This is a genomic window from Erythrobacter donghaensis (assembly GCF_002155425.1).
Taxonomy (GTDB): Bacteria; Pseudomonadota; Alphaproteobacteria; order Sphingomonadales; family Sphingomonadaceae; genus Erythrobacter; species Erythrobacter donghaensis.
Genome location: NZ_MUYG01000006.1, coordinates 51,795 through 64,969 on the forward strand (window position 1 = coordinate 51,795; position 13,175 = coordinate 64,969).

The 13,175-nt window shown below is 64.2% G+C and carries 11 protein-coding genes; 6 read left to right on the top strand and 5 right to left on the bottom strand.

What is annotated here, in order from left to right; all coding sequences use genetic code 11:
* The first annotated feature begins 56 nt into the window (after window positions 1-56).
* The 3 genes from BZF59_RS01595 to BZF59_RS01605 all read left to right on the top strand — a co-directional run bounded on the left by BZF59_RS01595 (window position 57) and on the right by BZF59_RS01605 (window position 4,362).
* A complete protein-coding gene (locus tag BZF59_RS01595) occupies window positions 57-782 on the top strand; it encodes a polysaccharide biosynthesis/export family protein (protein ID WP_245805969.1) in 726 nt (241 codons plus the stop codon).
* Between the two features lie 100 nt (window positions 783-882).
* Window positions 883-3,084 carry a GumC family protein gene (locus tag BZF59_RS01600; RefSeq protein ID WP_086606498.1) on the top strand — a complete coding sequence of 734 codons (2,202 nt, stop codon included), beginning with the start codon at window positions 883-885 and terminating at the stop codon, window positions 3,082-3,084.
* 57 nt (window positions 3,085-3,141) lie between these two features.
* The gene (locus tag BZF59_RS01605; RefSeq protein WP_158094243.1) at window positions 3,142-4,362 is read left to right on the top strand and encodes a glycosyltransferase; all 1,221 of its coding nucleotides are present in this window, start codon (window positions 3,142-3,144) and stop codon (window positions 4,360-4,362) included.
* A gap of 21 nt (window positions 4,363-4,383) precedes the next feature.
* Here BZF59_RS01605 and BZF59_RS01610 read toward each other — a convergent pair whose 3' ends face one another.
* Both BZF59_RS01610 and BZF59_RS01615 read right to left on the bottom strand, forming a co-directional pair.
* Window positions 4,384-5,313, bottom strand: a complete 930-nt coding sequence (locus BZF59_RS01610) for a glycosyltransferase family 2 protein (RefSeq protein ID WP_086606500.1) — start codon at window positions 5,311-5,313, stop codon at window positions 4,384-4,386.
* Window positions 5,314-5,476: 163 nt separating this feature from the next.
* A complete protein-coding gene (locus tag BZF59_RS01615; RefSeq protein ID WP_158094244.1) occupies window positions 5,477-6,916 on the bottom strand; it encodes an O-antigen ligase family protein in 1,440 nt (479 codons plus the stop codon).
* Window positions 6,917-7,035: 119 nt separating this feature from the next.
* Here BZF59_RS01615 and BZF59_RS01620 point away from each other — a divergent pair, with 119 nt between their 5' ends.
* Window positions 7,036-7,305 carry a spike base protein, RCAP_Rcc01079 family gene (locus tag BZF59_RS01620; protein ID WP_086606502.1) on the top strand — a complete coding sequence of 90 codons (270 nt, stop codon included), beginning with the start codon at window positions 7,036-7,038 and terminating at the stop codon, window positions 7,303-7,305.
* The gene (locus BZF59_RS01625) at window positions 7,305-9,419 is read left to right on the top strand and encodes a hypothetical protein (protein WP_086606503.1); all 2,115 of its coding nucleotides are present in this window, start codon (window positions 7,305-7,307) and stop codon (window positions 9,417-9,419) included. Before BZF59_RS01620 ends, BZF59_RS01625 begins: the two co-directional genes overlap by 1 nt.
* Before the next feature lie 53 nt (window positions 9,420-9,472).
* Here BZF59_RS01625 and BZF59_RS01630 read toward each other — a convergent pair whose 3' ends face one another.
* Entirely contained in the window at window positions 9,473-10,267 is a 795-nt protein-coding gene (locus tag BZF59_RS01630) for a class I SAM-dependent methyltransferase (RefSeq protein ID WP_086606504.1), read from the bottom strand.
* A gap of 155 nt (window positions 10,268-10,422) precedes the next feature.
* On the opposite strand from BZF59_RS01630, the gene BZF59_RS01635 reads away from it, so the two are divergent.
* Window positions 10,423-11,319: a hypothetical protein gene (locus BZF59_RS01635; protein WP_086606505.1), complete on the top strand. Its 897-nt coding sequence runs from the start codon at window positions 10,423-10,425 to the stop codon at window positions 11,317-11,319.
* Here BZF59_RS01635 and BZF59_RS01640 read toward each other — a convergent pair.
* Together BZF59_RS01640 and BZF59_RS01645 are read right to left on the bottom strand one after the other, a co-directional pair.
* Window positions 11,294-12,025, bottom strand: a complete 732-nt coding sequence (locus BZF59_RS01640; RefSeq protein WP_158094245.1) for an SDR family NAD(P)-dependent oxidoreductase — start codon at window positions 12,023-12,025, stop codon at window positions 11,294-11,296. The genes BZF59_RS01635 and BZF59_RS01640 overlap by 26 nt on opposite strands.
* Window positions 12,022-13,128 carry an acyltransferase family protein gene (locus tag BZF59_RS01645; protein WP_086606507.1) on the bottom strand — a complete coding sequence of 369 codons (1,107 nt, stop codon included), beginning with the start codon at window positions 13,126-13,128 and terminating at the stop codon, window positions 12,022-12,024. Before BZF59_RS01645 ends, BZF59_RS01640 begins: the two co-directional genes overlap by 4 nt.
* Window positions 13,129-13,175: the final 47 nt, after the last annotated feature.

Sequence of the window (13,175 nt, forward strand, 5' to 3'; positions counted from 1 at the left end):
TGTTGCACCGCAGAAATCGAGGGTATAAGCCAATTTGGGCTTTGAAGGAGGGACTGGTGAAGCATCGCAGGTACAAAGCAGGACTGGGAACATCGCTGGGGATGCTGACGATGTTGGCACTATCGGGTTGTATCTCGTCCCCCGAGCCGGTGATTGGCGCAAGCGTGACACAGCCGCGCAGCGATCTGGGGCAGGATGGCTACAGCTACGCGCGTCCGGACGTGTATCTGCTGCGCCCGACCGACAAGATTTCGGTCTCGGTGTTCCGTGAGCCCGATCTTTCGGCCGAGACGGTTCGAATCGGAGTGGAGGGCAACGTGTCGTTGCCGATGCTCGGTTCGATCCCCGCCGCCGGGATGACCGCCAAGCAGTTCGAGCAGGATCTCACCCGCCGATTCGCGGCGCTCGGCCTCAAGTCGCCGATGGTCAGCGTCAATATCACCGATTTCGCCTCGCATCTCGTGACGGTCGAAGGCGCGGTCGAAAAGCCGGGTGTCTACTCATTCCAGCCGGGTGCACGCCTTTCGTCGGCGGTCGCGCTCGCGTCAGGGCCGAAGCGCATCGCGAAGATCGATCAGGTCGCCGTGTTCCGTGAAAGCCCGGAAGGGATCATGATCGCCAAGTTCGATTATCAAGCGGTCAGTCAGGGCACGATGCTCGATCCGGTGCTCCAGCCGGGCGACCGGGTGGTGATGGGCACCGATGGCCTGTCGGTGTTCTGGGAAGATCTGCTTAAGGCCCTGCCGGCCTTCGGCGTCTTTGCCGTCGCCGGAACCCGCTGACCCGCTTGAACGTAACGGCCCCGGGTCGGGCCACCTTGCACGCGGCGCCTTGCCCCTATCCCGGGCACGGGGCCGCGTTGCCAGAATGGATGTTGATTGAATGAACGAACGCTCCATCATCGAAGCGCCCGAACCCAATGGCGGTAGCCTTTGGGTCGATCAATATCTGCCGGGGCCGCTTGCTGAACAGGGCCCCAAGGGTCAGCAATTCGACGTCGCCTGGATTCGCGGAGCGCTGTTCCGGCAACGCTGGCTGATTGCCGTCGTCATGGTGCTGGCGGTGATGAGCGGCATCGCGATCACCCTGCTGACCCCGCCCACCTACAGCGCAACCGCGACCGTGCGGGTCTCGCCCTGGGGCAACAGCATCGTCGAAGGACAGGAGGTCGCAGCGTCGATCTTCTCGGCGAGCGAGATCGACAGCTTCATGCAGACCCAGATCGCGATCGTCCAAAGCCGCAATCTTGCCGAGCAGGTCGCGCGCGAGCTTGATTTGGGCAAGCGCACGGCGCTGCTGGGGGCGGAGATCGATCAGGCCCGCCCGGCCAATCGCACCGATGCGCAGTGGGAAGAAGACAAGGTCAAGCTGGCGGCCGGCATCCTCCAGAGCAGCGTTTCGGCTGCGGTGCCGGACCAGACCCAGATCATTGCGATCAACGCCATGTCGGAAGACAGGACGCTCGCAGCTGAAATCGCCAATGCCTACTCCGCCGCTTTCGTGCAGAGTGACGTGCGGCGCAGCCTCGACAGCAATGCCTATGCGCGCGACTATCTGCTCAAGCAGATCGAAGATGTGCGCGGGCGGCTGAACGAGGCGGAGCTGGCAGCCAACGCCTATGCCCGCAACACCGGCATCGTCACCCAGCAAACCATGGGCAGCGCCGAAGACGGATCGAGCACGATCGTCGGCGCCAATCTTGCCAGCGTCAACCAGACCTTTGCCGCGGTGCGCGCCAACCGGATCGCCGCCGAGCAGAAGTGGCGCGCCGTCGCCAATCTGCCCGCCTCGCAGATCCCCGAGGTGCTCGGCAGCCCCGTGGTACAAGGGCTGACCGAGGAGCGTGCCAAGCTCAACGCCGACCTTGCGGTGCTGCGTCAGCGCTACAATGACGACTTCCCGGCCATCGCCGACATCCGTTCGCGCCTGTCGTTCATCGACCAGCAGATCGAGCGCACCGGCGCCGATGTGAAGGCCTCGATCCGCAGCCAGTTCCAGATCGCCCGCCAGCAGGAAGAGGCGATGCAGCGCGAGCTGGGTTCGGTCACCTCCGATGCGCTGGTGGAGCAGGACAAGAAGATCGAGTTCACCGGGCTCGAGCGCGAAGCCGAAGCCCTGCGTGAACAGCTGAAGAGCCTGCTGGATCGCTACAACCAGATCAACACCGCATCGAACCTGCAAAGCAGCACGATCACCCCGCTCGACACCGCCACGGTTCCGCGTTCGCCGGTTTCGCCGAGCCTGTCCGGCAACCTCATCATCGCGGTAGTGCTGGGCCTGGCTCTGGCCGGTGGTTTGGCGCTGGTGCGTGAAATCTTTGTCGACCAGTTCCGCCGCGGCGAGGATATCGAGGATCGACTGGGTCTGACCTTCCTCGGCCTCACGCCTTTCGTGAAGAACGAGGATCTGGAGAACGAGGAGGCCAACCAGTTCAGCACGCTGATGGAAGCCTATGCCTCGATCAGGGCGACGATCGACTACACCGTTCCGCGCAACGGGGCGGTGATCCAGTTCACCAGCAGTCAGGCGTCAGAAGGCAAGAGCACAACCTCGCTGATCCTCGCGCAGCTTTTTGCCCGGCTCGGGCGCAAGACGCTGTTGATCGACTCCGATCTGCGCAAGCCGTCGGTCCACGCTCTGCTCGATATCGAGCGCCCGTCGGCGGGCCTTGCCGAAGTCCTGCTGGGCCACGTCAGCTTCGATGCAGCAAAGATCGAGACCATCCGCGAAAATCTCACGGTGCTGTCGGTTGCGGGGATCCCGCCGAACCCGGCAGAACTGGTCTCTTCGGCTGCGTTCCGCGAGCTGATCGACGAATGTCGCAAGGAATATTCGCTGGTCATCCTCGATTCCAGCCCGATGCTCGGCCTCGCGGATTCGGCGGAAATCGCCAAGGTGGTGGACGCCACCGTGTTCGTGATCGAAGCCAACCGCACCAGTCTGGCGCAGGCGCGCACCGCGGTCGGTCGGCTTCATGCGGTCGGCGCCAATGTGCTCGGCGGCGTGCTGACCAAGTACCGCGCGCTGGAGGCAGGGTCGGACTACACCTACCAGTACCAGTATTATCAATACGGCAAGAAGTGACGCGCCAGCGGGCGAGCGCGGCCGGCATCTGACCACCATCATTGTTGCGGGATGATCGTGAACGACAAGATGCCGGACACCATCGCCTTGCCGAGCTTTGCTGATGACGCGCGGCCCAAGGTGCTCAACCTTTCGGCCGATTTTCCCGATCCGATCGACCCGGCCAAGACCCGGGTGATCCGCACCTTGATCGATCATGGTGCGGATGAGATCGACCACGCGGTGATCTCGCTCAACCGGATCAGCCCGTCACCTGCGGCGGCGGTGCGCACGGTGCTGACAGGCCATCTCGGGCTGACCGGCGTGCCCTTCGATCATGGCCTTGCGCTGGGTTATGCGGCACCGGGTCGCGGCCTGTTTCATCGCACCATTCTCGAACGACTGGGGGACCGGATCGCCAGCCAGATCGCCCACATGCCGCGCGGGCCTGATCTTGTCGCGGGCCACAAGCTGACGATCGAGGGGCTCGCCGTGCGCCGTATCGCGACGCGGCTGCAGGTGCCCTATGCGATCACCGTGCAAGGCGACACCGACACCAAGATCCTGGCGGTGCGTCCCGATCTCGCGCCTGCGCTGCGCCGGGTCTATCACGATGCCCGGCTGGTCACCTTCTTCGCGCCATGGACCCGCGCAGCCGTCGAGCAGAAACTCGGGCGGCGGAGCGGGCCGGTCGCGATCATTCCCTGTCCGACCGAGCTCGACGAGCCGCTACCGCCGCGTCCCGGTGGCAACGGCCTGATCAGCGTGTTTCACCTCAAGAGCCACACTCGCAAGAACCTCTCCGCCATGGCCGAGGCCTTGCGGCTTGCCTTGATAGCTGGCGCACCGCTGACCCTGGCCATCTGCGGCGGTGGCAGCGCCGAGGATATCGCCGCCGCCAAAGCGAGCGCGGGGGACACACCCGGCCTGGTGTTCGAAGGTTCGCTGGCGCGCGAGGCCGTCGCTGCACGCATGAACGCCGCGACCGGTTTTGTCCTGCCCTCCCGCCGGGAAACCTTCGGGCTGGTGTTTATCGAAGCGCTGTTTGCCGGCCTGCCGATCATCTATCCGGCCGGGCAGGCAGTCAGTGGCTATTTCGACGACTGCCCTTTCGCCATCGCGGTACCGCCAAACGATCCGGCCGCGCTGGCCGCCGCGATGCGGCGCTTGGTGGACGAGGAAGCCTCGCTCAAGGCAGCGCTGCGGGAATGGCAGACCTCGCCCGAAGCGCAGCGCTTCCGCCTGCCCGATATCGGCGGCAAGTTCACCGCCGGTCTGTTGCAATCGCTGGATGCCTGACGCGCCCGGGCGCGGGTCGGCTCAATAGCCCTGCAACCAGTTGCGGCGGCTGTTCCACACCTCGCGCCACATGTCCCGCTTGCTGCCGCCCTTCCCAAGCAGGCCGAACAGCGCATAGGCGGCATTGCGGTTGAAGGCGGTGAACCATAGCAAGGCGAGCGCAGCACGCTTGCGCAGCGCGCCAAAGTGGTCGCGCACGATCGTCGCCTTGCCGCGATAGGACTGAAGCTGCTTGGTCGCGCTGGAGATCGCCGAAGCGCCGCCGTGGTGAATGATGGTGGCCGCCGGGGTCACCATTGGCCGATAGCCCAGCTTGCCGGCCCGCAGGCACAGATCGGTCTCTTCGGCATACATGAAATAGCGCAGATCGAAGCCGCCCAGCTCGCGCCACAGCTCGGTCTTGAGCAGGAAGAAACACCCGGTCACGACGTCGACCTGACGCACTTCATCCATCATCGAACCGGTCACGCGTTCAGTATCGAACAGCGGGTTGCCCTTGAAGATCTGCGAGAGATAGGTCGAATAGCAGAACAGGCTCCACACCGTCATGCGGTTGAAGCAGGACGTCGCGTTGAGCGACCCGTCACCGAACAGGGTGCGCCCGCCGACGATACCCGCCTGCGGATTGGCCTTGGCGAAGGCGAGCAGGTTCTGGATCGCGCCTGGCAGGGTTTCGGTATCCGAATTGAGCAGCAGCAGCCATTCGCCGGTCGCGGTTTCGGCCGCCCGGTTGTTGCCCGCCGCAAAGCCGAGATTGTCGGGGCAGCGGTGCAGTTCCACCTGCGGAAACCGCTCCGCCACCGCATCGGCGGAACCGTCTGCCGAGGCATTGTCCCATAGGATCACCTGCATCGCGATATCCGATGCGTGCTCGTAGAGAGTTTCAATCGCCTTCAGTGTCATCTCGCGCGTGTTGTAGCTGACGATGATGACGGAAAGCTCGGGCGTCATGGACAATCGTGGTTCCTCTGGTCGGCGGGCCTGTCCCCCTAGTGCGCCCCGGGGGGTCAGGATTGGCCTGATTGTGTCGTGTCTTGGGAAGCACTGCGGCACCCCTTATGTTGCAGTGCAGGATAAGCGGCCATGGCGGGTAAGCAAGTTTGAATTGTGGAGGTCAATCCTTCAGGCGCAGCTGCGGGCCCGGACGTGCCAGCGCAGGTCGGGCCAGCGCGATCGGCGGCGGCCCGGGGCGACGCATCATGATCTGCCGCGCGGGCGTCGCCATGCCGGCGCTGCTCATTGCGGTCATGGAAACGGTCGCTGCCAGCAGCATGTAGAACCAGGTCTGCAGGCCGCCATAGACCGACACCGTGAAGGCCAGCAGGGCAAGGCCGAACAGCGAAATGGCAAGGCCAACGCGCAGGCGCCGTTCGATCTCGGGCATCTTCGCGCTGCGCAGGGAAATCAGCCAGATGGCCGCAATGCATACCACGAAAATCAGCACGGCAGGCGCAAGGCCGAAACGGATCGCCAGCAGCAGCCAGTAATTGTCGACGCTGGGCACCATCCACGGAAGACGCTCGTAGTCAGTGAAGCCGATCCCGATCCACGGGTGCTTCTCGACCGAAGCGGTGCCGTATCGCCAGATCAGGCGACGAAACCGCGCTGTTTGCGGGTTGAGCGTATAGCGCACTAACACATTAACAAGCCCGCCTTCCGACGTCAGATGCGCGACCAGCATAAGTGACGATAGGACGATGACGTTGAGCCGCCAGGTCATGATGGTCACGACCCGCTGCAAGCGTTCCAAGATCAGCAGGAAGCCTGCGATCAGAATGGCGAGGAACGCTGCCGAACTCGCCGAGAACACCGCCAGAAGTGAGGCGACCGTCCCGGTGCCCCGCGGCCATTTGATCAGTCCCGATAGCGCGAACAGCGGCAGGAAGCTCGCCATAAACATGCCAGCATGGATGGGGTGCGAAAACGGCCCCATGGCTCTTAGAATGCCGAGCCTGCTCTCGACGAACAGTTCACCGTCACCGGTGGCCACACCGTTCTCGTAGGTTGGCAGTGATCCGAAAATCAATGATGCTGCGGGGCGCACCAAGTGCCTCGCAGTTAAGGCCTCGGCCATCATACTCAAACCAACGACCAGCAGTCCGGGGGTCGCCAACACGAGAAAACGCCGAAACTGCTGCGATTCGCGAAAGCACAGGCGGCACACCAGGTAGGGGATCAGGACGTCGAACGACAGCGCCCCCCCACGCAACAGCCCCGAACCGAAGCCGTAATAGACGATGAAGGCGAAGACCATCCAGAAACATGAGAAAAAGATCATGTAATCCAGAAGGATAAACCGCACGGGCTGGCGCACCATTTGCCAGATCATCCACGGCAACAGGCCAAATCCTACCAACCGCGGCGGGTAGAATGTCTGCCCCGCGACGCTGATCCTGATCTCGGGCGGAAGCAGCGCAGAATAGAACAGCAACAGCGCCGGAAGAATGACCCACAGTGCCTTGCGCCCGGCCGCAACCGGGGGTCGCCTATATCTTGGAGCAGGCATGGGGCGCTGGGCTGTTGGCATGGTTGCTCTTATAGTTTTGCCGGTCATTGCTGCAATGCGAAACAGGCCGATACTTGCACTGGCAGGGTCAGGCGCGAAAACCATTTTCCTACTCGTGGGCTTTCCTCTAGCCGCGTTTCTGTTTTGTTCCAAATAGGAGAGCGCCCATGCCCATTGATCCTTTCGCCAACGCCGCCGACAGCCTCACCTCGCCCGCCGGAAACTGCTTTGCCATCGTGCCGAGCGATACGGTCGATCTGCCGGTCAATGCCAAGGCGATCTATATCGGCAGCGGCGGCAATCTGGTCGTGCTGGCGATGAACGCGGCGGCCCCCGTCACCTTGCGCAACACGATTGCGGGGAGCATCCTCGATATCAGGGTGCGCCGCATTCTCGCGACGGGCACGACCGCGCAAGATCTCGTGGGGCTCGCCTGATGAGCCGCAATCCGATCGGGGCATCGTCAGGCCGCTATCGCCCGCAGTCCATATCCAGCACGCATCGGAAGGAAGCGACAGTCGCAACCCTGTTCCCCTCGCCGGGCTGGACCGGGGTTGCTGGGAGCGGCTTCGGAACGGTGCCGACCGATCCGGTGCGCACCACCGCCAAGCCCGCGCTGCGGCTGATCGTTCCGCCCAACCAGCGCTTTACTGATGGTCTGCGCGTCGGGGTGCTTGCCTTTGCGCTCGACGGGGAGACCCTCGTCGGCGGCATCGACCGGGTGCGTTTTCACTTCGAAGGTGCCACCCGCGATGTGCTTGCGCCGACCTATAACCGGGTGACCGACGCCAACGGCGTGACCCGCCTCTATCTGGCCTATTGGGTCACGCTGCGCAAACCCGATGGCGTCGAGGGCAATGCCAACCTGTTTGTCGAGGCGATCCCCGCCGATGCCATGTTGCAGCGGCGGGTGATCGGGCCCTATCGCTTCTCGCCGCGCAGCACGCTGTTCGATGCGCAGGTCACGGTCAGCCCGTCGCAGCCCGAGCAGGCGGGGCGCAATTACCATACGGTCGGCGCCGCGATCAGCTTCCATCGCAGCGCCGGACATGATGCAACCCTGATCACGGTCACCGAGGCTTTGACCGAGGATCTTAGCGCCACCATGAGCTCGTCGACTGCCTATGCCGGCGAAAACTATTGCACTGTCACCGCCACCGCACCGGTGACCTTCGCCAAGCCCGCGCTCGGAAGCCTTCCCGCGGCACAGTTCCGCCCCGGTGTGAACCGGCTGCACTTCAAGGGTGAGAACATCATCTTCGACATGCGCCACGTGTCGGCCATCTGGAGCGAGACCAATGTCGATGGCGAGCATTGGTTCGATGGTTGCCGCTTTATCAATTCGGCGGGCCGCGGCGCCTTGTGGCGGGCAGGCTCGCGTACCCGCGATCTCGGGTTTCTGGTGCGCGGCAGCCCGTGGTATACCGAGGTCGCGTTCGCCGATCTGCCCGATTGCTGCAATCTGGCCAATCTGGTGCGCGGCTGCAGCGCCACCCGGGCCTTCAACGATTTCGCCGGGGATGCGCGCTGCGTGGTCTACAACCGCATCGACGATCTCGATTCGACGGTCGACTGGTTGAAAGATCAGCCCGCGATGCAGGTCACCTATACCGGCACCCAGACCACCGCGACCTTTGCGTTGACAGGCGGAAACGAGGCCACCAGCCGGACCTTCACCGCCAAGTGGGGCAGCAACACCGCCAATTTCGTCGTCGGCATCACCGAAGCGCGGCAGGCAATCGCAGATGCGGCGACCTACAATGCTGCGACGGCTGGCGAAGGGTATTACATCAGGAATGTGGTCGACTGGCTCAACAGCCTGCCCGGCTGGAGCGCGACTGTGCTCGACAACAGCCGGCGGGCCGCAGCCGCATCGCTGGCCGGGCTGAAAGGCACGGGCTTCACTGCGCGCAATGTGAAGAACACCATGCTGCCGATCGTGACCTGTTTCGATCTGCACGGCGATTTCTACCAGCAGCGCTTCAACGGTCTGACCGAGAACTGCATTATCGCCTTCAATCGCGGCAGGGCGATGCGGGGGCAGAACATCTTCCTGTCGTCGACACCTGGCCCGTGCCTCGATTTCATCGTGCTCGACAATGCCTTCGCCAACGTGCCGGAGACCACCGGCTATGCGCTCTACACCTCGGTTTCGAGCCAGTGCGATCGCAGCGTTCACAGCCATGTGGTGTTCGCGCACAACTCGTTCCCGACCCAGCTTCTGCGCTTGCGAACCGACAACCCGGCCTATCAGCCCGACCGCTATTGCCTCGTCGCCAACAACGCGATGCTGAACATCCTGTGGCAGGGCGCGGCGGATACCGACGTGAAGATCAGGAACAACGTCATCGATGCCGGCTACACCGCCCCGGCCGGTTCAACCGGCACGGTGATCGGGGGAAGCTATCTCACCAAGTTCGCCAATGCGCTCGGCGGCGACTTTAGGCCCGCAGGACAATTGGCAGCCACGGCGGCAGCGCCCATAGCCCGGCTCGACCCTGATTATCAGGCGCTGGTGCTGAGCGCTCCGGTCGGAGCGCTGCAGGACTGAGGATCGCGGCGGCTTGCCCCCCGGGCGGCCGCCGTCACCTCCTCATTCCACGCTTACTTGTGGCAGAGATAGAGCAGCTCGAAGGGGTCGAGCATCCAGGCGGTCGCCGCCGCATCGTCATCCTCGAAGGCGTCATAGCGCTCGACATCGAAGTCTGCGCGCTCGAGCGCGGCGAGATAGTCGGCCGGGGTGAACAGGCGCAGGTGATCGTCCTGGCCGACGATCCGGATGCGCTCCTCTCCGGTGGAATCGAGCGGCAATTCGATCGACTGCTCCAGCTTCAGCGCCAGTGGCACCTGCAGGATCGCGGTCCCGCCGGGCTTGAGCACACGGCGGATCTGCGCAAGCGCCAGATCGACATCGGGCACGTGTTCGAGCACGTGGTTGCAGATCAGCAGATCGACGCTGTCATCCGCCATCGGCAGCGCCGACAGGTCGGCCTGTTCGACCGTGTCGATATGGCGGTAGCGCGAAGGCTCGAAATCATAGGCGGTGTAGTTCTTCGGCGCGGCTTCGCTGATTCGCCGCGTCAGGCCCTTTTCGGGGGCGAAGTGCGCAATCGTGATGTCACGCGCGAAGCGGAAGCCCTTCCCCGCCTGCGACAGCCAGAACCAGATCAGCCGTTCGCGCGAGCTGGAATGGCACACCGGGCACTGGTCGGCGAAGCGGCGCAGCCCGCCCACGACCTGCAAACGCTCCAGCACTTCAAAGCCATAGCCGGTGTCGCGGAACCGCCGCACGGGCGACTGGCAGACCTGACACCGATGCGGCCCGATATTGATCACCTTCCGCCCGTTTTCGATCACGGGATAGGGGATCATTCGTCCGATTTTTTTCTTGTTCAGCATGGGAGGCGGGCCTTTCCGGGAGCCACTTTTGGTCTAAGGGGTGCAGCCGATGCCCGCAAGCGCGAGATGGGTGTTGCACTGCAAAAAAGATCACCCCAAAAGAGGGCAGCAGGGTCGCGCCGTAACCTCTCTCGCCATCAGGAACAGGAAAAAGCGTGCTCAGAAAGCCCCTGACCACCACCCACCCGCACGGATATGTGCTGGCGCGCAAGGATCGCGCGCTCGGTCTGTTGCGGATTTCCAAGAACGCATCGACCGAGTCCAAAAACCGGCTCGAATGCGCGGACTGGCTGGCGTTTGACGACTATCAGGGCCCGGTGGTTGCCTTCCTGCGCGAACCGGTATCGCGCTTCCTGTCATCGGTCCCTGAAACCGCGCTGCGCATGACCCATTTCGCGATTACGGAAGAATGGCGGCAGGACCGGGTGGTGATCGAAGAGGACATCCATCACGAGCTGATGCGCCTTGCTCAGGCCCCGATCGCCACGGTGATGGAGGCCTTTGTCGAGCTGGTCGCGTACGACTTCTTCGACGCGCATCACGAGCCGCAGCACGCCTTCTTCACCGATCGTCACATGGGCCTGCGTGTCGACCCGCATCTCTACCTGACCGAAAGCTTCGAAACCGCCGTGCAGCAGATTGAGGCACGCTGCGGTATCCGCACGCCTGCGTCTGCCGGACGCGGGAACGAGGGCGGCGCAAAGCCGCGTGCGGGGCGCACCCCGCTGATCGATCTGGCGCGCAAGGTGACGCGCACCGGGGTCTATCGCACCGTGGCCCATGCCGGCTTCCTCGGCCAGCGCTATCGCGGCGATGCGGGCCCGGCCCAAGTGCGCGATCTCAATACGATGGCCAACCAGTTTGCGCGCGAGGTAAAAGGCTATGCCTTGCCCGATACCCTGCGCGAGCGGATTGCCGCGATCTATGCGCTCGACCAGCAGCTCTGGGCCGAGGTCACCGCGCGCGGCGGCGATGTCGCGGCGAGCGCGGTGTGGCCGGGGATTGCCGCCGAGGGCGCCGCTCCGGTCAGCGCCGCAGCACGATCCGCTTGAGCGCGCCCTTCCAGCTCTCACCCAGCCGGATCTCGCCCCATTCCTGAAAGAACCGCCCGTGCGGGCCATCGCGCCCGCAGGTCAGCAGCGGCAGGAGCATGGCGTAGATCTCTTCTGGCGCATGGCCGTAATCGCTCATCGCAGTGCGGGTCGCGCCGGGGCTGAACTCGTTGACCAGCACGTCCGGGTACCGATCGCGGTCGATCTCGCCCGCGATCCCGCGCACCAGCGAATGGAGCGCGCCCTTGGACACCGAATAGGCGAGCGATCCGGGCAGCGGGTTCATGTCGGCGAGCGAGCCCATCACCACCACCCGCCCGTAATTGCGCGTCAGCATCGCAGGCAGCACCGCGCGCACCGCATTGGCAACACCGACCACGTTGATGCGCAGAACGTCGTCCAGATGCTCGGGCGTCTGGTCGAGGAAGTGCGCCTTGGGATAGACCGCCGCCGCCGCGATCAGATGCTCGACCGGGCCATGCGCCGCCTCGGCCGCGGCAAAGCCTTCCGCGCAGGACGCACCATCGGCGACATCGACCGTGATCGGGGTGATGTTTGGGGCAGTGGCGGCGAGTTCGGCAAGCACGGATTCATTGCGGCCCATCGCCGACACGCGGTGCCCGTCAGCGGCAAACTGGCGGGCGAGCGCCTGCCCGATCCCGCCGCTCGCCCCGGTGATCGCGACATGGCGCTGGGCGGCGCTCATGCCCCGGCCTCCGCCCGCGGACGCAGGCGGGCGAGCACTCCGCGCGCGATCCGTTCCGGCCATTCCTTGTGGCCCAGCGCCGGTTCCTCGATCCACCGCCACGAGGCATAGGCGAGGGCCAGCGTGATCGGCCAGCACACCGCGAACAGCGCCAGCCACGAGGTGAAGGGATAGAGGTTCATCAGCATCATCAGCACCACCGAATGCATGAGGTAGACGCCGTAGGACAGGTCGACGCCCGTCGTCAGCGGCGTCTCGGGAAAGCGCAGCAGGCCGATGCCGACCACCAGATAGGTAGTGAGCAAGGGCGCGATCAGGTAGTCGAACGGCGTCGCCCATGCCGCCACCAGCAGCGCCAGCGCCGCCAGCATCAGCGTGCGCGACCACGGCACGACATTGCTGAACAGCTGGATCAGCACACCTGCGCCGAAATAGGCGAACAGGAACAGGAACATGAACGGCTTGCCGCGAACGCCGTCGGCCGCGATCGGCCCCAGCCCGAACCACAGCGCTGCCAGCGCTGCCACGTAGAGCGCCAGAAACAGCCAGCGCTGCCGCATCACGCCCACCCAGGCTAGACCCGCCAGCAGCAGGTAGCACGCCCATTCGAAATGCAGCGTCCAGATCGGCCCGTTGATCGTGTCGCCCCCGTCATAGTCGACCACGCCGGGCAGTTGCAGGCTGAGGAAGGTGGTGACGGTCTTGAGATAGCGCCATGTCACCGGACTGCTGTAATATTCTGCCACCGGCAGCGCGGAAAACCACGGGCCGACGACGAGCGCCGTGCCCACCACCACCGCCGCGAGCAGTGGCATGATCCGCATGAAGCGGCGGCTGAGGTAGCCGATCACGTTGCCGCTCTTTACCAGCCCCGGCGTGATCAGGAAACCGCTGAGCGCGAAGAACACCGACACCGCCAGCAGACCCAATTGGGTGTAGCCGCCCGAAAACCGGAACAGCCAGTCATCGCGCACGATGTCGTGTTCGATCTTCATTGCATGGTGCACCACCACGGCACTCGCCGCGACCAGGCGCAGCATATCGAACCCGGGACCGCGATTGCCGAGGCGCTCATATGCGGTGCGCAGCGTGTCGTAGGGCATGGCAGGCCTTTCGCTTGTCTCTGTTGCGCGGCGCTACACGGCTGCGA

Bases quoted from the DNA above. Each gene is read 5' to 3' on its own strand.
- BZF59_RS01600 (WP_086606498.1), top strand. From the start codon at position 883: ATGAACGAACGCTCCATCATCGAAGCGCCCGAACCCAATGGCGGTAGC.
- BZF59_RS01610 (WP_086606500.1), bottom strand. From the start codon at position 5,313: ATGACGCCCGAGCTTTCCGTCATCATCGTCAGCTACAACACGCGCGAG.
- BZF59_RS01615 (WP_158094244.1), bottom strand. From the start codon at position 6,916: ATGACCGGCAAAACTATAAGAGCAACCATGCCAACAGCCCAGCGCCCC.
- BZF59_RS01620 (WP_086606502.1), top strand. From the start codon at position 7,036: ATGCCCATTGATCCTTTCGCCAACGCCGCCGACAGCCTCACCTCGCCC.
- BZF59_RS01625 (WP_086606503.1), top strand. From the start codon at position 7,305: ATGAGCCGCAATCCGATCGGGGCATCGTCAGGCCGCTATCGCCCGCAG.
- BZF59_RS01630 (WP_086606504.1), bottom strand. From the start codon at position 10,267: ATGCTGAACAAGAAAAAAATCGGACGAATGATCCCCTATCCCGTGATC.
- BZF59_RS01640 (WP_158094245.1), bottom strand. From the start codon at position 12,025: ATGAGCGCCGCCCAGCGCCATGTCGCGATCACCGGGGCGAGCGGCGGG.
- BZF59_RS01645 (WP_086606507.1), bottom strand. From the start codon at position 13,128: ATGCCCTACGACACGCTGCGCACCGCATATGAGCGCCTCGGCAATCGC.